General features: G+C 49.2%; 28 protein-coding genes and 5 tRNA genes. 10 read left to right on the top strand and 23 right to left on the bottom strand.

Annotated features, from left to right (window positions below):
• The first annotated feature begins 9 nt into the window (after positions 1-9).
• The 3 genes from ET33_RS05480 (at position 10) to ET33_RS05470 (ending at position 2,843) form a co-directional block, all read left to right on the top strand.
• Complete coding sequence (locus tag ET33_RS05480; protein ID WP_036677522.1) at positions 10-753, top strand: MBL fold metallo-hydrolase; 744 nt, start codon at positions 10-12, stop codon at positions 751-753.
• A gap of 44 nt (positions 754-797) precedes the next feature.
• Positions 798-1,031: a DUF3892 domain-containing protein gene (locus ET33_RS05475; protein WP_036677520.1), complete on the top strand. Its 234-nt coding sequence runs from the start codon at positions 798-800 to the stop codon at positions 1,029-1,031.
• Positions 1,032-1,202: 171 nt separating this feature from the next.
• Complete coding sequence (locus tag ET33_RS05470; protein WP_036677517.1) at positions 1,203-2,843, top strand: ATP-binding protein; 1,641 nt, start codon at positions 1,203-1,205, stop codon at positions 2,841-2,843.
• Here the strand turns inward: ET33_RS05470 and ET33_RS05465 are convergent.
• Both ET33_RS05465 and mobA read right to left on the bottom strand, forming a co-directional pair.
• Positions 2,797-3,327 carry a divergent PAP2 family protein gene (locus ET33_RS05465; protein ID WP_036677515.1) on the bottom strand — a complete coding sequence of 177 codons (531 nt, stop codon included), beginning with the start codon at positions 3,325-3,327 and terminating at the stop codon, positions 2,797-2,799. The two genes, ET33_RS05470 and ET33_RS05465, sit on opposite strands and share 47 nt — an antisense overlap.
• Positions 3,328-3,445: 118 nt before the next feature.
• Positions 3,446-4,078 carry a molybdenum cofactor guanylyltransferase gene (gene mobA / locus ET33_RS05460; RefSeq protein ID WP_051775115.1) on the bottom strand — a complete coding sequence of 211 codons (633 nt, stop codon included), beginning with the start codon at positions 4,076-4,078 and terminating at the stop codon, positions 3,446-3,448.
• A 206-nt stretch (positions 4,079-4,284) separates the two neighbouring features.
• Here mobA and ET33_RS05455 point away from each other — a divergent pair, with 206 nt between their 5' ends.
• Positions 4,285-5,007, top strand: a complete 723-nt coding sequence (locus ET33_RS05455; RefSeq protein WP_051775114.1) for a Crp/Fnr family transcriptional regulator — start codon at positions 4,285-4,287, stop codon at positions 5,005-5,007.
• Here the strand turns inward: ET33_RS05455 and ET33_RS05450 are convergent.
• Positions 5,004-5,297: a DUF1811 family protein gene (locus tag ET33_RS05450; RefSeq protein ID WP_036677512.1), complete on the bottom strand. Its 294-nt coding sequence runs from the start codon at positions 5,295-5,297 to the stop codon at positions 5,004-5,006. The two genes, ET33_RS05455 and ET33_RS05450, sit on opposite strands and share 4 nt — an antisense overlap.
• 277 nt (positions 5,298-5,574) lie before the next feature.
• Here ET33_RS05450 and ET33_RS05445 point away from each other — a divergent pair, with 277 nt between their 5' ends.
• The gene (locus ET33_RS05445) at positions 5,575-6,021 is read left to right on the top strand and encodes a PilZ domain-containing protein (protein WP_036677510.1); all 447 of its coding nucleotides are present in this window, start codon (positions 5,575-5,577) and stop codon (positions 6,019-6,021) included.
• Here ET33_RS05445 and ET33_RS05440 read toward each other — a convergent pair.
• Positions 5,998-6,948, bottom strand: coding sequence for a hypothetical protein (locus ET33_RS05440; RefSeq protein WP_200879181.1), 951 nt, complete (start codon positions 6,946-6,948; stop codon positions 5,998-6,000). The two genes, ET33_RS05445 and ET33_RS05440, sit on opposite strands and share 24 nt — an antisense overlap.
• 189 nt (positions 6,949-7,137) lie before the next feature.
• Here ET33_RS05440 and ET33_RS05435 point away from each other — a divergent pair.
• The 3 genes from ET33_RS05435 (at position 7,138) to ET33_RS05425 (ending at position 9,787) form a co-directional block, all read left to right on the top strand.
• A tRNA-Val gene (locus ET33_RS05435) sits at positions 7,138-7,210 on the top strand.
• A gap of 1,618 nt (positions 7,211-8,828) precedes the next feature.
• Positions 8,829-9,587, top strand: coding sequence for a hypothetical protein (locus tag ET33_RS05430; RefSeq protein WP_051775113.1), 759 nt, complete (start codon positions 8,829-8,831; stop codon positions 9,585-9,587).
• A 127-nt stretch (positions 9,588-9,714) separates the two neighbouring features.
• Positions 9,715-9,787, top strand: a tRNA-Val gene (locus ET33_RS05425).
• Positions 9,788-9,874: 87 nt separating this feature from the next.
• Here the strand turns inward: ET33_RS05425 and ET33_RS05420 are convergent.
• Both ET33_RS05420 and ET33_RS05415 read right to left on the bottom strand, forming a co-directional pair.
• Positions 9,875-10,438 (bottom strand): 3'-5' exonuclease, encoded by a 564-nt coding sequence (locus ET33_RS05420; RefSeq protein ID WP_036677506.1) that lies wholly within the window; start codon positions 10,436-10,438, stop codon positions 9,875-9,877.
• A gap of 81 nt (positions 10,439-10,519) precedes the next feature.
• Positions 10,520-10,843 carry a MazG nucleotide pyrophosphohydrolase domain-containing protein gene (locus ET33_RS05415; RefSeq protein ID WP_036677504.1) on the bottom strand — a complete coding sequence of 108 codons (324 nt, stop codon included), beginning with the start codon at positions 10,841-10,843 and terminating at the stop codon, positions 10,520-10,522.
• A gap of 552 nt (positions 10,844-11,395) precedes the next feature.
• On the opposite strand from ET33_RS05415, the gene ET33_RS40565 reads away from it, so the two are divergent.
• The gene (locus tag ET33_RS40565; RefSeq protein ID WP_010492049.1) at positions 11,396-11,566 is read left to right on the top strand and encodes a DUF3973 domain-containing protein; all 171 of its coding nucleotides are present in this window, start codon (positions 11,396-11,398) and stop codon (positions 11,564-11,566) included.
• A 70-nt stretch (positions 11,567-11,636) separates the two neighbouring features.
• Here the strand turns inward: ET33_RS40565 and ET33_RS39165 are convergent, their stop codons facing one another.
• The 9 genes from ET33_RS39165 to ET33_RS05370 all read right to left on the bottom strand — a co-directional run bounded on the left by ET33_RS39165 (position 11,637) and on the right by ET33_RS05370 (position 14,854).
• Entirely contained in the window at positions 11,637-11,807 is a 171-nt protein-coding gene (locus ET33_RS39165; protein WP_167336419.1) for a hypothetical protein, read from the bottom strand.
• Between the two features lie 14 nt (positions 11,808-11,821).
• Positions 11,822-12,061, bottom strand: coding sequence for a WYL domain-containing protein (locus ET33_RS05410; protein WP_036677501.1), 240 nt, complete (start codon positions 12,059-12,061; stop codon positions 11,822-11,824).
• A 196-nt stretch (positions 12,062-12,257) separates the two neighbouring features.
• Positions 12,258-12,458 carry a hypothetical protein gene (locus ET33_RS05405; RefSeq protein WP_036677498.1) on the bottom strand — a complete coding sequence of 67 codons (201 nt, stop codon included), beginning with the start codon at positions 12,456-12,458 and terminating at the stop codon, positions 12,258-12,260.
• Positions 12,459-12,675: 217 nt separating this feature from the next.
• Positions 12,676-13,065, bottom strand: a complete 390-nt coding sequence (locus ET33_RS05395; protein ID WP_036677492.1) for a VOC family protein — start codon at positions 13,063-13,065, stop codon at positions 12,676-12,678.
• Between the two features lie 109 nt (positions 13,066-13,174).
• Entirely contained in the window at positions 13,175-13,561 is a 387-nt protein-coding gene (locus ET33_RS05390) for a spore germination protein GerPE (RefSeq protein ID WP_036677489.1), read from the bottom strand.
• Entirely contained in the window at positions 13,561-13,743 is a 183-nt protein-coding gene (locus ET33_RS05385) for a spore gernimation protein GerPD (RefSeq protein WP_036677486.1), read from the bottom strand. Before ET33_RS05385 ends, ET33_RS05390 begins: the two co-directional genes overlap by 1 nt.
• Positions 13,721-14,347: a spore germination protein GerPC gene (gerPC, locus tag ET33_RS05380; RefSeq protein ID WP_036677485.1), complete on the bottom strand. Its 627-nt coding sequence runs from the start codon at positions 14,345-14,347 to the stop codon at positions 13,721-13,723. The genes ET33_RS05385 and gerPC overlap by 23 nt, the downstream gene beginning before the upstream one ends.
• Positions 14,348-14,362: 15 nt before the next feature.
• Positions 14,363-14,611, bottom strand: a complete 249-nt coding sequence (locus ET33_RS05375; protein WP_036677483.1) for a spore germination protein GerPB — start codon at positions 14,609-14,611, stop codon at positions 14,363-14,365.
• A gap of 6 nt (positions 14,612-14,617) precedes the next feature.
• Positions 14,618-14,854, bottom strand: coding sequence for a spore germination protein (locus tag ET33_RS05370; protein WP_036677481.1), 237 nt, complete (start codon positions 14,852-14,854; stop codon positions 14,618-14,620).
• A 136-nt stretch (positions 14,855-14,990) separates the two neighbouring features.
• On the opposite strand from ET33_RS05370, the gene ET33_RS05365 reads away from it, so the two are divergent.
• On the top strand, positions 14,991-15,464 hold the full coding sequence (locus tag ET33_RS05365) for an Hsp20/alpha crystallin family protein (protein WP_036677480.1): 474 nt from the start codon (positions 14,991-14,993) through the stop codon (positions 15,462-15,464).
• Between the two features lie 103 nt (positions 15,465-15,567).
• Here the strand turns inward: ET33_RS05365 and ET33_RS05360 are convergent, their stop codons facing one another.
• The 8 genes from ET33_RS05360 to ET33_RS05330 all read right to left on the bottom strand — a co-directional run bounded on the left by ET33_RS05360 (position 15,568) and on the right by ET33_RS05330 (position 20,307).
• Complete coding sequence (locus tag ET33_RS05360) at positions 15,568-15,786, bottom strand: spore germination protein (protein ID WP_036677479.1); 219 nt, start codon at positions 15,784-15,786, stop codon at positions 15,568-15,570.
• A gap of 138 nt (positions 15,787-15,924) precedes the next feature.
• Positions 15,925-16,010: transfer RNA gene (locus tag ET33_RS05355), tRNA-Leu, on the bottom strand.
• Between the two features lie 11 nt (positions 16,011-16,021).
• Positions 16,022-16,098: transfer RNA gene (locus ET33_RS05350), tRNA-Ile, on the bottom strand.
• Between the two features lie 10 nt (positions 16,099-16,108).
• Positions 16,109-16,185: transfer RNA gene (locus ET33_RS05345), tRNA-Met, on the bottom strand.
• Positions 16,186-16,263: 78 nt separating this feature from the next.
• Positions 16,264-16,428: a hypothetical protein gene (locus ET33_RS39160; protein ID WP_010492025.1), complete on the bottom strand. Its 165-nt coding sequence runs from the start codon at positions 16,426-16,428 to the stop codon at positions 16,264-16,266.
• Positions 16,429-16,542: 114 nt separating this feature from the next.
• Positions 16,543-17,094, bottom strand: coding sequence for a phosphatidylglycerophosphatase A family protein (locus tag ET33_RS05340; RefSeq protein ID WP_036677478.1), 552 nt, complete (start codon positions 17,092-17,094; stop codon positions 16,543-16,545).
• 131 nt (positions 17,095-17,225) lie between these two features.
• Positions 17,226-19,019, bottom strand: a complete 1,794-nt coding sequence (locus tag ET33_RS05335) for a hypothetical protein (RefSeq protein ID WP_036677477.1) — start codon at positions 19,017-19,019, stop codon at positions 17,226-17,228.
• Between the two features lie 31 nt (positions 19,020-19,050).
• Positions 19,051-20,307 carry an efflux RND transporter periplasmic adaptor subunit gene (locus ET33_RS05330; protein ID WP_036677475.1) on the bottom strand — a complete coding sequence of 419 codons (1,257 nt, stop codon included), beginning with the start codon at positions 20,305-20,307 and terminating at the stop codon, positions 19,051-19,053.
• Positions 20,308-20,359 lie beyond the last annotated feature (52 nt).

Raw genomic sequence — 20,359 nt, 5'->3', positions numbered from 1 at the left:
AGGAACCAAGTGAGTCTGCAAATTCAAATGATAGGTACGGGAAGCGCATTTGCGAAAACGTACTATAATAATAATGCCTTGGTTTATGCCGGCGGCTTCACGCTGTTAATCGACTGCGGTTATACCGCGCCAAGAGCTCTGCACGAGCTCGGCGTCTCTCTCGAACAGATCGATGCGGTGCTTATCTCCCACACTCACGCGGACCATATTGGGGGACTCGAAGAGCTCGCCTTTCGCTATATGTATACGTTTAAAAGAAAAATACCGCTGCTCCTATCCACCAATCTGGAAACAATCCTATGGGAGCAATCGCTGCGCGGCGGACTGGAGAATCTAGCGGAAGACGTTACATCCCTTAACGATTACTTCGAGGTCGTTGCACTTAGCGAACATACACCGACAACCCTCCATCCCGGACTGACGGTCGAACTCCTCCCGGCCGATCACATCCCGGGCAAGCCGTGCTATTCGGTCCTGCTTAACGGCAAAATCTTCTTCAGCGCCGATACCCGGTTCAACGGCCCGCTGCTGTACGAGCTTCATCATAAGGGCTGCACCGTTTTTTTGCATGATTGCCAGTTGTACTCCCCCGGCATGGTTCACGCCACGTTGGACGAGCTGCTGACGCTGCCGAAGGCGATTCAGCAAAAGACGCTGCTAATGCATTACGGCGACGATATGCCTCAGTTCATCGGCAAAACCGGGGACATGACATTTATCGAGCAGTTCAAGACGTACACGTTCGAAGCATAAAATGCCTCCGTTCGGCGCATGATAGTCCGTGGAGGCGATACCGCATGGAACAAAACAAGCAGCAAGTCGTAGCCGTACGCAAAAACGGCGACGGCGACATCGTCGAATTAAAGCTGTCTTCCGGCCAGGTGGTCGATTACTTGGAAGCGCAGCAGCTGGCCAAAAACGGACAGCTTGAGAACGTGAACGTATTCCGCGGAAGAGACGGAGACGAGCATTTGCGTTCCAACGCCGACGGAGATCCAAGCAACAATCTCGATAACCTGCCCGGATTTTAAACTCGGAGAACCAAGCGCAGCCTAACCGGCGATTCCGCTTGGTTTTCTTTTTTGGAACCCCAAAAAAGTTTTTACTGAATTTGGGAGTTCAAGCAGGAATTCCACCTCCCGATACAGAATTTCTTTAGTACTAATAAAATCTACGGATCAGTCGGGGGTTGGAGTTCCAATATGAAAGGTAGCTGGATCTTCCTCATTTATACCGGTTTGGTTTGCACTTCCTCCCTCTACCACGATCAGGCCTCAAGTCCGCTGCTGCTCGTTCTCGCATCCCTTGGCTACGCACTCACACATATCCGTTCCGTTCACACGTTCATACCGGCACTGCTTGCCGTCCAACTCAGTCTTCTCGTCGCGCTTCACGCCGCAAGCTTAAGCGACTGGTGCTTTCCGCTTTACCTGCTGCATATGTGCAAGCTATTTTACGGGACGCCTCCTTTTCGTTATGCGGTTAGCGCCAATGCGGCCTTGATGCTGGCTTATGCTCTCATTTCGATGGCCGGCGGCCCCTTCAGCTGGAGCACGCTGATCGAAGTTGTGTTTACGGCAGGAACCTACTTGCTGCTTGCTTTTATGTTCCGCAAATACATTTATGATATCGAGCAGCAAAAACAGCTGCTTACCAAGGAGAAGAAGCATCTGAGTACTCACGATTCGCTAACAGGCCTATATAATTTTCAGGAATTTCATAAACAAATGGAGCAGCTCGTCAAGCAAAAAGAGCCCGTCATCCTCGTGCTCATCGATTGCAAAGATCTCAAATCACTGAATACGACAAACGGATTCCAGGGAGTGAACAAAATTTTGCGACAAGCAGCCGAGCTGCTGCGCATCATGTTCCCCGACGCTTTGTTGATATGCCGGTACGGCGGGGACGAATTTGCAATCGTGCTCCGATCGGACGATATGCAAGAGACGGTCAATGCCGTCACGCAGCTGCTTGCTTCCGAGTTTCCTAAACTGACCGGCATCGAAATCAATTTCGGCATGGCCTGCTATTCGCGGGACGGGGTGACCAAGGACGATCTGATCGTCGTCGCCGAGCACGGACTCTATATGATGAAGCGGGAAAGCTGGCTAAAGCGCGAGGAGCATATGCTGCGGTCGGAGAAGCTTCGCGTCGTCGGCGAGCTGGCTTCGGGCATGGCGCACGAAATCCGCAATCCGCTGACGACGATCAAGGGGTTTCTGCAGTTGTCGAAAGCCGGGGATTACAACATTGAGCCTTGGTATGAGCTGATTATGGACGAAATTAACCGGATGAGCATGCTCACCGCCGAATTTTTACAATTTTCCAAGCCGCATGTCACCCAGTATAAAATTCAATCGATTCAAGGCTGTATTTACCGGGTTCTCTCGCTTCTGGATTCGGAGACGACGAGACTCGGGCACCAAGTAAGGTTCGAACATGACGACCGGGATATCCAAATGCTGATGGATCAAGATAAAATGCTTCAACTGCTGCTAAACCTGGTCAAAAACGCCTTTGAAGCGATGCCCGAACAAGGCGTCGTCCGAATTCGGCTGTTTGCCGCGGGACCCGATGCCGTGATTGAAATTTCCGATACCGGCAAAGGCATTCCCGAGTCGGAGCTGGATAAAATTTTTATCCCGTTCTATACGACCAAAGATTCCGGAACGGGTCTGGGCTTATCCATCTGCCATAAAATCGTTCAGGATCATGAAGGCACTATAGAAGTAGAGAGCGTGCCGGACGAAGGCACCAAATTTACGATTACTTTGCCGACGTCCGGGACAAACGATCTTATTGAACCATGCGAGAGCTCAACGTGTACAACGATTTCCGTATAAAAGAGACCCAAGCTCTCCCCGGGCGATGCTGGGGAAACTCCGTCATATAGCTGAGCCAACCGATTGCCGCCCCGATGGCTGCCCCTCCCAACACTTCTTCCGGCAAATGGCCCAACCGCTCTTCCAGCTCTTTGTCTTTACGATGCACATGAGGAGGATGCTGCTCCGTTAATTTAACGAGCACATCCTCCAGCTGGTTTACCTCCGATGCGATCATGCCGGCATGACGGCGAATCCCCATGGCGTCGTACATCACGATCAGACTCAGTACGGCTGCAAGCGAAAACGAAATGGAAGAAGCGCCCTTCTTAAGCCCGACATAAGTCGCGAGCGAAACGACTCCGGCCGCATGCGAGCTCGGCATACCACCAGTCCGAAACAGGTCCGACCACTCAAAACGGCCGCACTGACGGATCCGGTCGGGTATTTTAAGCGCTTGTGCCGTACCTATAGCGGCAAGGGACGTCCATAACGCCCGATTCATCAGCCATCACCTCAAGCTTAGCATCGTAATCCGCCGCCTTTTCTATACTTGGCTTTTCACTCCCATCGCTTCCAGCACGAACCGGGAAAATAAAAAGGCGGAAAAGCTCCGCCCTTTTTTACCGGAATACGCTTCGAACCTGTGCCTGCGCTCGCGAAACCGCTTCCGAATACTGCTTTTCTGTTTTAATCCGAAATGTAAAGGCATCCCCCAAATTTTGCTTGCGAAGCATATCCGCTTCGACGCAGCCCCAACGAAGCTTGCGCAGGAACGTCATCCAGCCCGGCTGTACGTCGCTTCCCGACTCCAACAGCGGCGTCAATGCCGTGAGACAGCTTTGGCGGTATATGCCATGTAAGGGCTCGGGCCGTCCCGATACCTCCGGCAGCACGGCATCGTAGCCGAAGACGCTCCGGTGCTCCGCCAGGAAAGAGGCTGCTCTTGCCGAAATGAACGGCATGGCCCCGCCGGTTACCCAGAGCTCCGGGTATCTGGACAAGGTGAGCGCCGCATGAAGCCCGCCGAGAGGTCCGCGGCCCGGGTAAAAATCCGTAATGATACGTACGGACCGGGGAACATGTTCAAGAAAAATTTTGGGCTCGTTCGTTACGATAATGACTTCTCCGCAGATCGTAAGCATTTCGCGGATTTGTTTCGCTACGACCGTTTCACCAGCCAACACCAACAGTTCCGCGGGACGGCCTTCAATACGCCGCGGGTGACCGCCCGCTAATAGCACTCCGGTCATCATAACGTTTTCACTTCCCCCATGTAATGTGATTCTTATCTTCACTATACACGTCGGGTGAAGCGCTGCATGTTACAAAGATCACAAAAAAATATGAAGATTTAAGGAAGTGTGATGAAAATCACATCACAAATCTTGCAAAATAGGGTATGTTAGATACAACAAAACCTACAGAGGTCTTAACCAGACCGACGCCGGAGGTATGTACCATGACGGATATGCTGCAACGAAAACCGGTCAGCCAAGTGGCCAATTCGGATTGTTTTACGGAAGAAAGCTTAACGAAGCTTAAGGAAATTATGTATGAAATGAGAGCCGAAACCGGAAATCATTTGTTCTGGGAAGGCGATACGGCCGATAAGCTGTATTTTTTGAAGCGCGGTCAAGTGAAGATTACGAAAGCCAGCGATGAAGGGAAAAGCTTCATCCTTTATGTCTATAATACCGGAGACTTGTTCGGACAGGTCGATCCTTTCCAAAACTCCGTTCACAGCTTTAATGCTGAAGTCACGGAAAACTCCATCATCGGGGTCATCCAGCAAAAGGATTTGGAAGTCCTGCTGTGGCAGCACGGGGATCTAGCCGTCGAGTTCATGAAGTGGATGGGACTTATGCATCGGATGACCCAAACGAAATTCCGCGATCTCATGATGTTCGGCAAGCCCGGCGCTCTCTGCTCGACGTTGATCCGGCTTTGCAACACGTACGGCAAAAATCACGGATCGGAAATCGTCATCACCAAAAAGCTTACGAATAGCGAGCTTGCCGACATGATCGGCGCAACCCGGGAGAGCGTTAACCGGATGCTCGGCGATCTGAAACGCGCCAACATTATTGCCATGGAAAACAACTACATCGTCGTAAAAGATTTGCCTTATCTCCGAGACATCTGCCAGTGCGAGAATTGTCCAGTTGATATGTGCCGCATTTAGAGCCGGGTCAGCATCGAAATCGGGAAGCTGGCGTCCGGCTCTTCCCCTAATATCCCCCAAGCCATAATACCGTTCACATAGCTTAAAGTAAACGGAAGCTGTACATGCTCAGCCTTATACACTCCTGGCGGAAAATCGGACGGATCGAGCGTATAAGCTTGCGCCGTATAATATTTGCGCTCGATCACAGAGCGCTGGCTCGGAAATTCCGCCCGGTCCATCTCCTCCCGCAGGTTCTTCATTTCCTGTTCCAATTCGGCCATGGTCATTTGGCTGTATAATTTTTTCATCTGCGATTCTCCGTTCCAATATATTGTTCTGCGAGTTTAATCAGGTCAATAAGTGTAACAAAGTTTTAATGTTCTTTTTCCGGCAATATTGTATAATAGATTTATCCGAATTTGGAAGAGAGGACCACTTCGAATCTTAACATCAGCATTCCACTGCCGCTCTACTCTTGAGCGGCTTTTTACTGGAAAGCGGTTGCTTAAGCCTGGTCCGCTCTGTTATAGTAAACGTTAATTTGCCTCTTCACCCTGCTGCAAAGGACTGTTGGAGATGATTATTATGGAAAAAAACAAGCGCAGCTTTTTTCGTTTGCGCTTTCAGCAGCCGCTATGCGCGGAATTGAAAATTATCGGAATGGACGATCTTGAGCCGGAATTCAAGACGACGAAAGCCGCCATGCTGGATCTTAGCGCCGGTGGAGCCCGCTTTTTTACCGCAGCCCCGCTGCCGGATGAAAGCCGTTTATTGATCGAGTTGAAGTTCACCGCTCTGGCCAAAGAATACCGGACGCTGGGGATGCTTGTGCGCTCCGGGCAGACGGAAATCGGGCATCCGGAATACTGCATTCAGTTTTCACATAGCGAAAAGGAGACGGCGGCTTTGACCAGCATGATCAATCAATTAGCGATCAAGCTTCGCAAAACCACCGTCATCTCGCAGTGCAGCTTCTGTACCGAAGAAGATCTGGCCGAATTCGGAATACTACGGGCGGAGACGGCCAGATAACCCGGCGATCAAATACGTTTTGCCAGAATCGGTATACCCGACCCAACTGCGGAACAATAATTGATCCGGGCGAAGAGAATCGTAAAGATCCTTGAGGCCCAGCACAGCCGCTTCGATCCCGTACTGTCCGAACGCTTCGAACAAAAAGCTCGTCCTCTCCTTATCGGTTCGCCGCCGGTCCAGCTCCTCGGCGATCCATTGCTTATCCTCGTCCAGCAAAATCATATCCGTCCATACCGTCACCCGGCCGTCAGGTTTTACGAGCGACAGCAGCATCCGGTTATAATCCGAAATCAGGCTGTTCCGAAGGTATCCCAGCGCCTCGACGATTTGCCGGGTTTCATTTTCATTGTATTTCTCCATATAACCGTAAAATTGCATGAGCGCATCCGGATAAAACAATTGCGTATGAACACCCGAGGAAACAACGAGCGAAAACGCTTTTTTCAAATGAGGCATCGCCTCCAGCCCGCGCACGCGAAACGCGCAGTCCCTCAAGTAATCCGTTATTTCCCCGGCAGACTTACCTTCCGTCAGCAGCTCCTCAAACGTTTCGTAGAAGGAAATTTGGTCCAGCCGGGTATAGTCGATTCGCGTTAAAGAACGAACCCGGTTGTTAGCGATTGCTCCGGCCGAATCGAGCCATTCCTGCAGCATATTGTCTTCCGTATCCAGCGCGGTTACCTGCTGAAAATGAACGGAAAGCCGAGGGAGCCCGACATCACCGTGATTCCCCGCTCCCAGTACGACGGCTTTCTCCGGCATAGGCAGCAGCGATACGGAATCCTCGACAAGCCGGTTGACGTGGTACCGATGTGTTCCCCATTCCTGCTCGCCCCAATCCAGCGCTTCTTGCTCCGGTTCCGGCTGCTCGTTCTCTCCTCCTTCGATATGCGGCTGAAAATGCGCCCATCGAAAATCTCTCATCAAAGTCCCCTCTTTTCAAATGCATGTCTAACATGCTCTATTATACCATAACGAATGTATAGGGATAAAAGAGAGATCCATGGCGGAATAAACCCATATTTACAAAAACAAAAAAATTTGTAGGCTAACGCTTGACATTATGCGCCCATCTTGGTATTATGGAAAACGTCCCCACAAGATATGAAACATGACTTGTTAGCTCAGCTGGGAGAGCACCATCTTGACAGGGTGGGGGTCAGTGGTTCGAGCCCACTACAGGTCATTATAACAGAAAGCCGCGTTCCTTTATAGGACGCGGCTTTTCTCATTGTAACAGCAGGTTTAAAATTACTGATACAGATGCAAAAATAGCAATTTGGGGACAAATTGGGGACGCGCGAACCTCGCCCCCCCTTAACAACCGGTTGGAAAGGCTAACAATTCAATGAAGAAATAAATTCCCAAATGCAGCATATAGTATGATGATATGCCTATTAAATTCCGGGGGGAAAGCGAATGTCTCCCAACAATAATCCGGTTTCAGGATTGAATCAACCGATCTATGTTAAAAGCCTTCAAACCATTACTACCCCAAACATTGTATCTTCACCATCTTATGCAGCCGCACAGAGCGGCACATTTTTTGCAATACCACTCAATCGCGCTCCGTGGCCGCTAACGGATTTCTTGCTATCCAACTTACCAACCCTGCCAACTCGAGAAAGACGCTTTATATCCAGAGAGTTTCGGGAGGGGCTACCGGCGGACCCGTTGTTATTGATTATGCTGGTGAAATTGCTATACCTCCTACTACAACAAACAATACAAACCAAACGAACCTTCTGTCACTTAATATAGGCTGGTTTGAATTGTAACTTCATGGATGAACCGTACACCTGCCAGCTTTCCCCCTTGTCTCCTTCCTCTCATTCCTACGTCTGGATTAACGTGATCCGTTCAGGATCGACCGGAGACCAAGAAATATATCTTTCTCTATCCAGCATGGATGAAAAACCTTCAAGTATGCTTCTTGGCGTTTCCTGATCTTATTTGTCTAATGATTGCGGCGGTTGTTGAGTAATGATGCACAGAACTTTCCGCGCCGATCCTCTTCATGGAATTCCCTTTTTGGTCTAATAACTTATCAAGATACCTACACATCCACTGTATGGCAATCGTCATAGCATATTAAGTCCTAATTAATGGAGGAGACTATATTGTCCGAATGTCTCAATTGTCCTACGCAAACAGTTTTTGATCCGCCTAGAGTTGTGTATGAAGATTTTTTTCATCCTCAACTTATTCAAGTTATTCATCCAATTGAAATCGTTAGACGGCATCGATGCGTTCCTGTTCCCCATCACGTTGCTACTTTTACAGTACGTGATAAATTTTGTAATAAACCTACTGCTTTCATTAGAAGTCGAAAATTGAGAAAAAATCAAAAAGATAATTAGGCCTCCGTACAGTTGGATTTGCGCCCCCCTCATTTAACACAGGCTCGTTCGCCTCCCCGTCCGTACATCCTGTATATTCAGCTACTGCATCGCAAATAAACTGTTCAAACGTCTTCCCAAGAAGCCGGAAAGCATTCATCGGCTGTTTTACGGGCCGGGTCCAGGATATGATGGCCGGTGATGTCCGTCGCCGGGTTCAGACCGTACTGGTAGCAGGCGTAGGCCAGCACCTCGGACGAGCGAAGACAAACTGGGGAAGAATGGGGGCAATTGGGGGACAAACACCATTCTCAAGCGGGTGACAATAATTTAGTAATCAAATCACCATATAAAGCTATTAAATTCCTATATTTTCAATTCAATAAATCTACTATACTAAAATTGTTAATTGAAGAAGGCGTCGATCTTCTATTAATAGATGAATCGAAGAAAAGAGGTATGGAGATGTTCAAGAAATCCCTCATCTTTGCGCTGGTCTTCTTGCTGGCTCTCGCTGTGCCTGTCAGTGCGGCAGCCAATTACACGTACTCCAAAGTAACGGCTTCCAATGGCGTCGTATTGCATGCAATGAAAGCTTCGCCCAACGATATAAAACTAAAAGCGATCAGCAGCAATTTAAAAAATCAAAGCAGCTACGGCATCAACGGCGGATTTTTCGGTTCCGGCGGAACTCTGCTGTCGATTGCCGTAAATAATCATGTGCCCGCAGGCGGCGGCTCCATCGGCGAGCTTTATAGAGGCGCGGTGAACGTTGGTTACGCGCGCGGAACACTGGTATGGGACGCTAAAGCAAGCAAATATTCGGTACAGGTCGTCAAATGGGCTAGCGAGCTGAACGTATCGGATACGTCCAACTATTGGGCGCAAGGCGGAATCAGCATGCGCTTAAGCAGTGACTCGACCTGGAAAAGCCAAGCAACCGCTGAAAATATTCCTGGAGGCGTAAACGGCACGGCCTCCGGCCGATCGGCGCTGGTGTACAACTCCGGAGGAAACATTTGGCTCGTCGTCACCAATACGACCTGCACCCCCGAGCAATTCCGTACCGCGATCAAAGAGAAAATCGGCTCCGGCACTTTGGTTGACGGCATATTTTTAGACGGAAGCGGTTCTTCCCAGATGAAAACTCAAACGTCCACAGGACAAGTCGTTGAGGTTACCGGCGACGGACGAACCGTATACCAGATGGTCACATTCAAATAATCCCTGCCAATCCGTTAGCGATGCCCTGTCAAGCATTCGATGCTTTACGGGGCATTTTTTCATACTCCCCTCTTGACTTCTTCCTTCATATGCGGTATAGTACTTCTTGCGACAACAAATACGACGTGACTTGTTAGCTCAGCTGGGAGAGCACCATCTTGACAGGGTGGGGGTCAGTGGTTCGAGCCCACTACAGGTCATAAAGAAAAAAACCTTGAAGCCAAGCTTCAAGGTTTTTTTCTTACTCATTATACTATCGGGTGAACGTAACGTAAGCCTGGCCTCATTCAGCCCCGCATCGCCGCTCTTAAATTAAGCTGATCATAATACCGGACAAACAGCTTCGTCGTGTTGATCGCATCGACCAAGGCGGAGTGGAATCTGCCTTCCTTCTCGATACCGGCCAGTTCAATCGCATCCTTCAGCTTCATTTGATTGCGCTTGACCAGCAGCTGCGAGATCGGCCTCTGAATGTCATGGTAATGGTTCAGCCAGCTTTGAGACAGATCGAACCGCCTGCAATGTTCCAGCAAAATTTTGCGGTCATCGACCCCCCAGCTGCAGAAGTAAACCAGCTCGGAGCCGATCCATTCCATGAAACGGTCGTACCCCTCGCGAAACGGGACTACTTTGCCCAGATCCTCTTCTTTCAAGCCGATAAATTTTAACGTCTTTTTGCCGAAGCGTCCTTTAATTTCAGGAAACGTATAGCATTGAAAACAATCCGTTACGGCTTCGCCCGGGTCATACGGATTCAGATTCACTTTGCATGCGCCGATCTCCACGATTTCCGGGATGTCGCCTTTAACGGTTACATATGTAGTCTCTACATCAAAGATGACTGCGAGCATTCTTCTCTCCTGCTTAAGAAATTTGTTCTAGTTTGTCCAACCTCTGCGCATCGTTATACTTTAGCGAAAAATTAGAACGGCTCAATTCGCCGGGTCGGCTTCGAATCGCTTCAATAATTTCTCCTGGTGGGCCTTGGCGGCATCTTCCAATGTAAAACCGTACTTATCGGCCAAAATCGCCAGATTCGCCAAAATGTCCCCGAGCTCTCCCATCAGCTCCTCCTTCAAAACAGGCTCAGGCTTTACCGCTTCGTCCGGACGATCCCGGCCGATTTCATACGTACGCACGGCTTGCGCCAGCTCTCCCGTTTCTTCCATCAGAAAACCCATACGTTCAAAGACGCCGTATTGCGTCCAATTTCGCTGTCCGTAAAATTGCATGACCCATTCCTCAAAATGCTTCATTCAGCTCTCCACCTTTTCCGAATAATGTCTAAAGTTCTCTATTTTCAGTTCGATCGGACAACTACAGGGTACCACAATTTCATAATCCGATGGAAGGCCTGTACAAAATAAAGAAGACGGCCCTTCGATATCGTATCGGATAAAGGCAGCCTTTGTCCGGGGCATCGCGTACACCTCGATATAAATTAGGGATTGACAGCGCCTGCATCCCTTGTTATTATCCAATTAATCACATCGGATTTATATATTATGTGCCAATCGACCTTGCCCCCTCCTTTCTTTGTCGAATTCTGATAGATAAGCTCAGTGCCCGATTTACCCCGCTCGTCCTCTCCTCACAATGCGGAAAAACCGTGCAGCTATGCGTCTGTGCGGTTTTCCGTTCCTTCTTTCGCCACATGCAGCCCAGCTTGCGCTGTCTAATCATTGGATGTTTGTCTATTTTTACGTAATCTTTAGTAAAACTTTATACCATTTTGAGTGCTATTTCACAATTTTACGCATATAATGTGTCTATAATTGTCATATTGTGACTCGAAAAGGAGAAAACTTATGTACTATTGCCTCGCTTGCCAGAAGCTTCACAAGCCGAACCCGCTCAAGAAATACGTCGTCTTCAAGACAGGTTTCCACTTCATCAATTCGATGAAATATAACGCAGGCATTTGTCAGGTTGTCTCCGATTCGAAAGAAAACGTTAGTATTAGCCCGGTATCCGCTTAATGTCCTGCACATGCGGCCGGGCTTTTCTTTTTTTACACCCCCGCTGTTCTTGGGAAGTTGCTTATGCCGGTTAATCCCAAGCTTTCGGCTTCGTATTCGGGCGTTTCGTACGAAGTCTGTCCAGCAGAGGGCGCTTTTTTTTCGCTTCCATCAGCATACGAATATCTTCCATCAGCTTTCTTAGCCGCTCCTGATCTCCGTGACGGTGCTCTTTCAACTCATCGTACAGATTGCTTCTCACATGCATTCCTCTCCTTATGCCAATTCCCGCTGTCTCGCCGCTGTTGACGGCGTACGTTTCGTGGATGAGACCGGCTGTACGGCCAATATGCGATCGATGGCAAAGCATCGGACCGCTTCGCGCTCCATGCAATAAGCCCGAATGAAAGCAGGCTGTACGGATCGAATGACGATCCTCCGTTTGCTGAATTGCCCGGAACGGTCCCCGTAAATGATCTCAACCATACGCCCAGTGTACTTTTGCCATGGAAGCACGATTTTCCCCTCCTCGAAACAGGAACGTTTGTTCTTCTATCTTTATTATATACCAAACATGCGTTCGTAATTCAAGTGGTGGAATTTTCTTTTCAAGGGGAAAAATAAATAAAATGAACTTGACGGGAGGGTTGTCCTTGGGGTTGAATCGCAAAATAAAAGGCACCCCGCGAGGGATGCCTTTGGATCGATCGGCCTAACGGCGCTTGCCGCCTTTCCTGCTCCAATCGATGACGTTATCTTTAGGTTCTGCATTGACTTCTTCGTTGCGCAGCATCTGCGACAAGTCCTCGATCGTTTTATCGAGCAGCTCGCCCTTATGCTTGGAAAACAATCGCCGGCGCTCTTTGAGCAAAACGTCGAGGATCAGCTTCTTTTGACGGTTACTGAACAGCATGTTCGTTTCCCCTGCCGTTTACTTAATTTTTTCTTCATAGGACAAGCAAGGCTTGCCCGAGGAACGCATCACCAAAGCGGAAGGCATATCCGCGGTTTTGAAGCCGTAGGCGCGGCAGCCCCTGGGAAAACTCGGCTCCCAAGTCACATAAAAGTGCTTGCACTTTAAACAATTTATTTTCGTATCGCGTTTTGCGTTTCCGGAATTCATGCGCGCCTTATCTCGTCGATTGGAAAAATTCGACCCATTCGCCATCCGGGCCATAGAAAAAGAAATAACGCGAGCCATTCGGCAGCGTCGTAATCTCTTGATCGATTAAACGCACGTCGAGTTCTTTGATGCGGGCGAATTCTTCCTCAATGTCGTCTACCGTAAAAGCGACATGGTGCACTTTGCCTTCCGCCGGAAGCCCGTCGTTATAGCCTTGGATCAGCTCCAGCTCCGTCTCACCCGACTCGTTGAACCCGAGAAAAGCCAGCGTGACGACGCCGTTCGTATGTACGAGCTTATCCTTCAGCTCAAGGCCCACGACGTCTTTATAAAACCGCACCGACGTATCGATATCCCGGACCATAATGCCCACGTGTTCTATTTTTTTGCGTGCCATCCGTTTTCGCTCCCTTATCCGTTCATTTCCAGTACAACAAAATGATTATATCACAGAACGGAGACGGAAGCCCATGAAGGCTCATGCGCTCTCCATAGCTTTATTTTCGTTATTTCGGAGGAAGGCCGCGAAGCAGCTGACGAATGTTTTTCACGCGGGCATCCGCACGTATCAATCGGACCGACCCGAACTGTACCATGGACGCTGCAGAAATGGCGACAACCCGCACATCCCTGACGCTAATGACCGGACTTGTGTTGGTTACATCCATCTGCACTGCCGGTTCCTGCCGGCCGATCGGAAGCGGGGCCGAATAAAGGGAATAAGCGCTCAAATGTCCTTCATCCCCATAAAAAACCGGAATTTCCCGCTGGACGGCAAAAACGTAAGTCACCGGAGAAAAATCGATTAAATCCCCTATAAAAACCGTAGAAGCATAACCGGTATCGTTAACCTTCAAGCTTCTGACAACGGATGTCCGCGGAGCGCAAGCCATCATCCTCTCGCCGAGGCAAGCGGTACCAGCGGCCCAATGATAAGCGATTCCGGCGGCGTATCGAACACGCTGGACAAGCTAATGACCTCGGCGTCACCGATCAGGAAAACCGACGAGCTGGCAACGCCCACAACTCTGATGTCGCCGACACAAATCTCTTTATTCTCCACCTGCAGAATCATTCTGTGCCTCTCCTCCTGTTTTTCGCTTTAAGAAATATTGTTCAAGCCCAAGCCGAATATCCCGGATCACTTTGTCCGTAATGCTCTGTTCCTGCTCCGTAGTCAAAACGACTGTATTCGGGTCGAGTCCGTAATTTAAATAATAATCGATCCGTTGCCCGATCTGCCCCTGGAGATCGCCTAAGATAGATTCGGTCGTGTCCTCATCCAGCTTAACTTGGTATTTCCCTTCCAGTTGTACCAATTCAGCCGGACACGACTGCTGCAAATAATCCGTCACCCGCTGTTGAATACGTGCAAACGACTCCGATTTGGCGGGATTTGTTCGAATCGTTTCACCGCCGACCTCCATATCCTCGACCGATTGTTCGCCGAGTCCGGCGGGCGAAAGCCCGACATTGAGCGTCCCATCGAGCTTCTCTACTTTCAATTGATCGAATTTGTATTCAATTCGCTCGATCGTCACTCCCCGCTGCTTTTTTAACGATTCGAGCTCTTTGGAAAGCGATTCGACCTTATTTTCCAAGGAACGGATGCGGCTCGTCTGCCATTTTAGATAGTCGTTCAGCTTTTGAAAGTAAGATTCCGGGTAAGATGAATACATCCGTCATTCCTCCGTTTACCTGGAAGGTGTAGGCAGCGGTACCAATGCTATCGGGCTGGGTTGCTCGATTACACCCTGCGTCGTTGGCGGAGCGGTTGCAGGAAGGGCCAATTGAGGGGCAGGGCCGGTAAACCCCCCCGTATTATATAGATTCGCCAACGCGCGGATCGTCCCCGCGGTCCCGATCTGAAGGACGGAAGAGTTAGACACGGCGCCGATCTTAAAATTTTGAATGACGATGCTTTGATGTATGATTAGCTGCATGACGGTTTATACAACACCTGCCTTATCGGCGGAAACTACATTGGAATCAACGATATCGTTATCGTACGTATTGGTTGTGCTAACCATGTTGTAGACCCGCAAATTATCTCCCGTATTAAACGAACCCGCTCCGGCGAACGTTTTAGCCGTTACACTTGGAGCTAACTGAATCGAATCTCCTATATGCACGATGGAGCCTGTACCGACGTTCACAATTTTGACGGCGCCCACGATAGCCGGCATAAGGCACCACCCTAACTTCAGATGAGTTTATTGTAGTATATGATTCAAGGAGAAGAAGTATGTTTTAGACAACTTTAGGGGACTCATGGTTTGCGCTTCATGCACATATACTGGAATCAGTAAGGAGTGGATAAACATGGGCGATTCCAAAAACAATAACTCGTTTTTCGACATGAATTGGAAACAGTTCGAGCAGTTTTTTAACGGCAAGCTGCCGTTTCCCGCCTCCCCCTTAAGCGGCGACAACAAAGATCCCGTATCATGGGTTGAAGGGTATATCAAAGACGTCCTGAACCAGGCATTGCCTAACGTGGAAGTTCAAGCGCTTAAGCACCATTTTCATTCGGAAATCTTCGACACCCACAACAATATCATCGCCAAAATCCACATCCCCGACAAAGTACAAGCTCGCAAAATCCAATTGAAGCTGAATCCTTACCAAATTCGTTTAGAGGGACTGCCTGACGACAAGACGCAAACGATCCGGTTATCAAATCAAATCGTGCCAAACAGCTGCAAAGCAGTATATAAGAACGGCATTCTCCAGCTGCATATGCGCAAACAGTCTCTGGATCCTCCATATACGGACGTCGATATTCGATTTACTTAACCGGCTTTAGTAAACAAAAAACGTCCCTTCCGGCCCAAAATGGCCGTTGAGACGCACAAGTGTTGGCAGATCTGAAGAATGGATCATCCTTTGTCTATGTACCCTAATTATTCCCCACGTTATTGGAATCGGCAATGTCGGGGTCAAAGATATTGGTAAAGCTAACGGCCGAAAAGGTACTTATAAAGTCTCCTGTATTGCCTCCACCCGCACCCGAATTGGTTTTTGACGTACTCTTCGGATTCACTTGAAGCACGTCGCCGAAAATAACTTCCCCTTCAGCGCCGGTAATTTTAATTGGAGCCAAAATAATCGAAGGCATGGAAGCTCCCCCTCCCCTTCCTTGTCGTGTTCTAAAGTATATGAGGGTCCGAAGCAAAAATCTCCTCCTGAAAAGAAAAAGAGTTTTGCTTTGAAAAATCAAAGCAAAACTCTTTATGTATGATACTACTACTGGAACTGCCGAAGACCGGACTCGAACCGGTACGGTAATCACCTACCGCAGGATTTTAAGTCCTGTGCGTCTGCCAATTCCGCCACTCCGGCGCAGTTCTTTTTGGTGGGCCCTGAGGGACTCGAACCCCCGACCAATCGGTTATGAGCCGACCGCTCTAACCAACTGAGCTAAGGGCCCTTGAAAACTTTGGTTGCGGGGGCAGGATTTGAACCTGCGGCCTTCGGGTTATGAGCCCGACGAGCTACCGGGCTGCTCCACCCCGCGTCAGAAAATCTACACTGTACATTGACAGCGACAAAGATAACTATACACCAACTAAAACGTCGAAGTCAAGTAAAAAAATTAGACAGTGTAGCGGACGCCAAAACGGCCCTTTTTCGAACGGAACACTTGGACTTCGCTTGGGCATTCATAACCGTAAATCCACCAGTCTTCCTCCATACGTTTGGCCAGGCATCCGGCTTGAAACTTGCTGTCATACAATTTCACCCAATAGACCCAGTTCATGTTATGTTCACTCCGCTTATCGAATGAAGATGAAGTTTTGTTAGTATCTTAACCCAAAAAAAGCTCCCTTATTTGCATAAGGAAGCTGCTCCAATATATAACAAAATTCCGGCTTCAGCCCACGCTTTCTTCTGATGCGGCAATATAAGCGACGACATTGTCCCGCTCATCCGCATCCCGCTGTCGATGGGCCAGACGGCTTGATGCCGATGCCGCGATGCTGGCAACCAGATCATCCAGGAAGGTGTGCACTCCGTTTCCGTTCTTGGTATCCAAGCGTTTAATAATTCCGATTTTTTGTTTATCCAAATGACCAAACGTCGTGAGCGCGATACTGCCGTATCCGAACACCGACCCAAGAGCCAGCGTTTCATCGCAGCCGAACAACCCTTCATCGCTTTCGATAATCGATTGCAGCGGCTCGGACAACATACCTTTTTCAGCCAATACGTCCAGCTCGATACCGACAAGAATCGCGTGCTGAAGCTCCCGCTTCTTCAAAACCGCATGGACCGATTCGAGACAAGTCTCCAGCGTCAAATCAGGATGATAAGGAAGCTGCATTTCTCTGACGATCAGGGCAATATCTTCCATCGTCACACCGCGTTCCTCCAGCTTTTGATATACCGCGGCTTTAATTTCTTTGCTGTGAACCTGACGTTTCATGAGAATCGCTCCTTTAATGGAAGTGCTATCATTATACCATGATCCATATTCACGTACCATGGGACAACTGGTGATAGTTGGGGAAAAGCCGGCCCAGAGGCCGGCTTTCGTTTGCTTCAAATGACTATGAATTAAGATTGCTTAAGCTCTTTAAGCAGGCGCTTGGACTTCTGGCCGCCCGTAGTCGTAAACTGTTCGTAAATCCGAACCGTCAGCGGGTGGTCGAATTGCTCCGTGCTGCCGTCAAAGATGATATTGTTTTCGCCAGTTGACAAACGGTTTACCCCTGTGAATGCTCCACTGCCTGTTCCGATCAATTGATTTGAGGAGTTATACAGCTCGAACAGCAGTCCCGAGAAGCTCGGATCTACCTGAACTTGATCATGACGGCTAACTTCCAGCCAGAACTTTGCTTTGTACTGATAGTTCTTCAGTCCCATAGGATTGAAGCTTGTACCGATTTGCCAGTTGTTCACTCTAATTTCAAACGGATACAGCTCAAACGTATCCTTGCTATCCTCGGTTTGAAGCGCAATGCCGTAAGCGCCAATCGTCGACTTGTACGGAGCGGCCGTCTTCGTGTCTTGGATCTTCAGAGACAAGCCCTTTCCAGTTTCGGATACTGGGATTGTGTAGAAGTAGTTCACTGTAAGCGAAGAATTCGGAAGCACGTTCGGCATCGTAATATTTTGACGGCTGCCATTGTACTCATACCCGTCCGAGCTGACCAGATCCGTCGCAAACGCCGGAACGGCAAGCGGTCGGTCCGTCTTATTGGTGAGTTTGAATTTGGCCGATACGGTTTTCGAACCTTCTTCTTTGTTGTCAAACATATGGAATTCGATGACGGAAACATCCATATCCGGATGAATCAGCTGGCTTCGTTTGTCTAGCGTCATTGGAGTGCCGAGCTTATAGCTAAGAGCAGTTTCTCCGGTTTGCTGCGACGGCAGCAAAATGTTCAGGCGACCTACGTTATATACGCCGGCAGCCCCCGCGGCTGCACCGGCATTGGCACCAGCTCCTGCACCAGCCGCAGCTCCGGCCCCTGCTCCCGCACTGCCTGCGCCGCCAACTGCAAATTTCTCGGGGGTCAAAATGTTTAAGCTGTTCAAAATCGTATCTTGGTCCGTCGGAATAGCAAAATGAATATATTTTTCTTCCTTCGCTTCCAGTGCAATGCTTCCTTGCTCTACCTGGCTGCCGGAAAATACTTTTCCCGCCGCCTTGCCATCCACGGTGAAAACCGGAATCGTTTCGCGTTGGTTCGAAGGATTATAAGCAAGCAATTGTACGACGTATACGGTCCCCTTTTCCGTCGACTCCTTGTTGATTGCCGCCGACGTATATTGGATCGGCGAGGTTAAGGTCGGGATCGTAAAGGAATCGGACCATTTCTTAATCGCGCTTGGATCGGTAATCGGCGTATCGCCGCCTTTCCAAATCTCTCCCGTAATTGGCGCCGCTACGATCTGCGTCTCCTTCTTCGGATAAACGTAGTAATCGACATCGGTCCAGTTCACTTGGGCCAAATTTACGGTATCGGTGCGGTCGATGACGGTCATATAGCTGAGCTCCGTGTTCGCTTTCGGCTGAATCGATTTCACATTCGACGCACTTGGCTGCAGCGTATATTCGACGCCTTCGCTCGTCTTCACCCGCAGTTCGTAGTCCGGAACCCGAGTCGAAGCCGTGCTGTTATTTTTCATTCGAATCACGACACCGAGTCGGGTGCCGTCCTGAATTCGCTCGTTTAATACGCCTTTGACTTCCACATCGAGAAGATCGGTCAGTTTATAGGTTACGACAGCTTGCGCTGCAGGCTCGCTTCCTGCAGGCTCCGCTGCGAGAACGGAATAACCTGTACTCATAATCGAGGCGGTAATAACGACGGATGCTACGGTTTTTTTCAGCTTGTTGTTCACTTGGTTTTCCTCCTGTCAGGTCCGCTGAAGGTTACTTGGCCAGCTGGACTTTCTCTTTGTCTTTCAATTGGTTCTGACCCGAAATAATGAGCTGTTCCCCTTCTTTGAGACCAGACAGCACTTCTTGGATCGTTTCGTTCAAACGGCCTAAAGCTACTTTACGTTTCTCCGCCGAATCGCCTACGAGCACGAAAGCAAACGTTTCTCCGCCTTCACGTACGATAGCTGTAGTAGGCACGGTAACAACCATCTGATCGGCTTCTTCCGTTACGAGAATCTGAGCCTTCATACCAGGCTTAAGCTTACGCTCAGTGTTAGGATATTCAAGCTCCAACGTGTAAGACTTGGAATTGGCGCTCATCACATCAGCCAAATAGTTGACTTTCGCTTTTGTCTTGTCAAGCGTGCCAGGGACGTAAAATGTCAGCTCCTGCTTACCCCGTACCAAATTAGCCGTCTCCTCGGTCAGCTCCGCCCGGATTTTGATCGGATCGAGCTGCTGCACCTTCCCGGCTTGGAAACCGGCATTCAAAGACATGCCCACTTCAATCGGCAGATCGGTTAATACGCCGCTAACCGTCGCTTTCACTTCCATATTTTCGAGCGTCCGGTCGGCTTCGCGAATCGAAAGATTCGAGGATTGCATCGCCTGCTCCAACGGGGCCAAGGGGTTCGTCGTTTCCAGCGTCTTCTGCTTGTTTCGGTTGTTTTCCAGTTCGAGCTTGAGATTGTTAAGCTGCGTTTCCATTTGTTCCAGCTGGAATTTTGTGACTAAGCCCATATCGTAGTCATTACGCATTTTATTATAATTCTTTTCGGTCTCCTTGATGGAATCTTCCAGCTTCTTGATTCCATTCTTCATCTCCTGCTTGCTGTTGACCAATTCTTGCTTTGCTTTTTCCAACTGCTGTTGGCTGCTTGAAATGTCAATCTGCGCTTTGTCCTTTTTCATTTTCACATCCGTCGGGTCCATGCGGAAAATCACATCGCCTTTTTCCACCATATCGCCGCGCTTCTTCAATACTTCCATGACGTCTCCACCAACCTTGGTGACCAAGTCAATCTGGATGGAAGAAATAACGTCGGCTACCTGCTCCTGCGGATCGCCGATCCTTTGCTTCTCGATCTTCGAGACTTTAACAGTCTTGAGTTGGGGCTCCGACGCGTTGGCAGCCGTCGGTGCGGCTTGCGGTTGAGCGCCGCAGCCGGCGAGGAGTGCCGTCGAAATAACGACGGCCCCCATCACTTTGGTACTTTGCTTGAAAGATTTTGACATGATCGGATTCATGGGCTGATTCTCCTTTTTCCCTTATGGAACTCTCTATCTATCTGAATAAATG

This window comes from Paenibacillus tyrphae, from assembly GCF_000722545.1.
GTDB lineage: Bacteria > Bacillota > Bacilli > Paenibacillales > NBRC-103111 > Paenibacillus_G > Paenibacillus_G tyrfis.
Note: the sequence above shows the minus strand (reverse complement) of the source record. Positions and strands in the feature narration are given on the sequence as shown.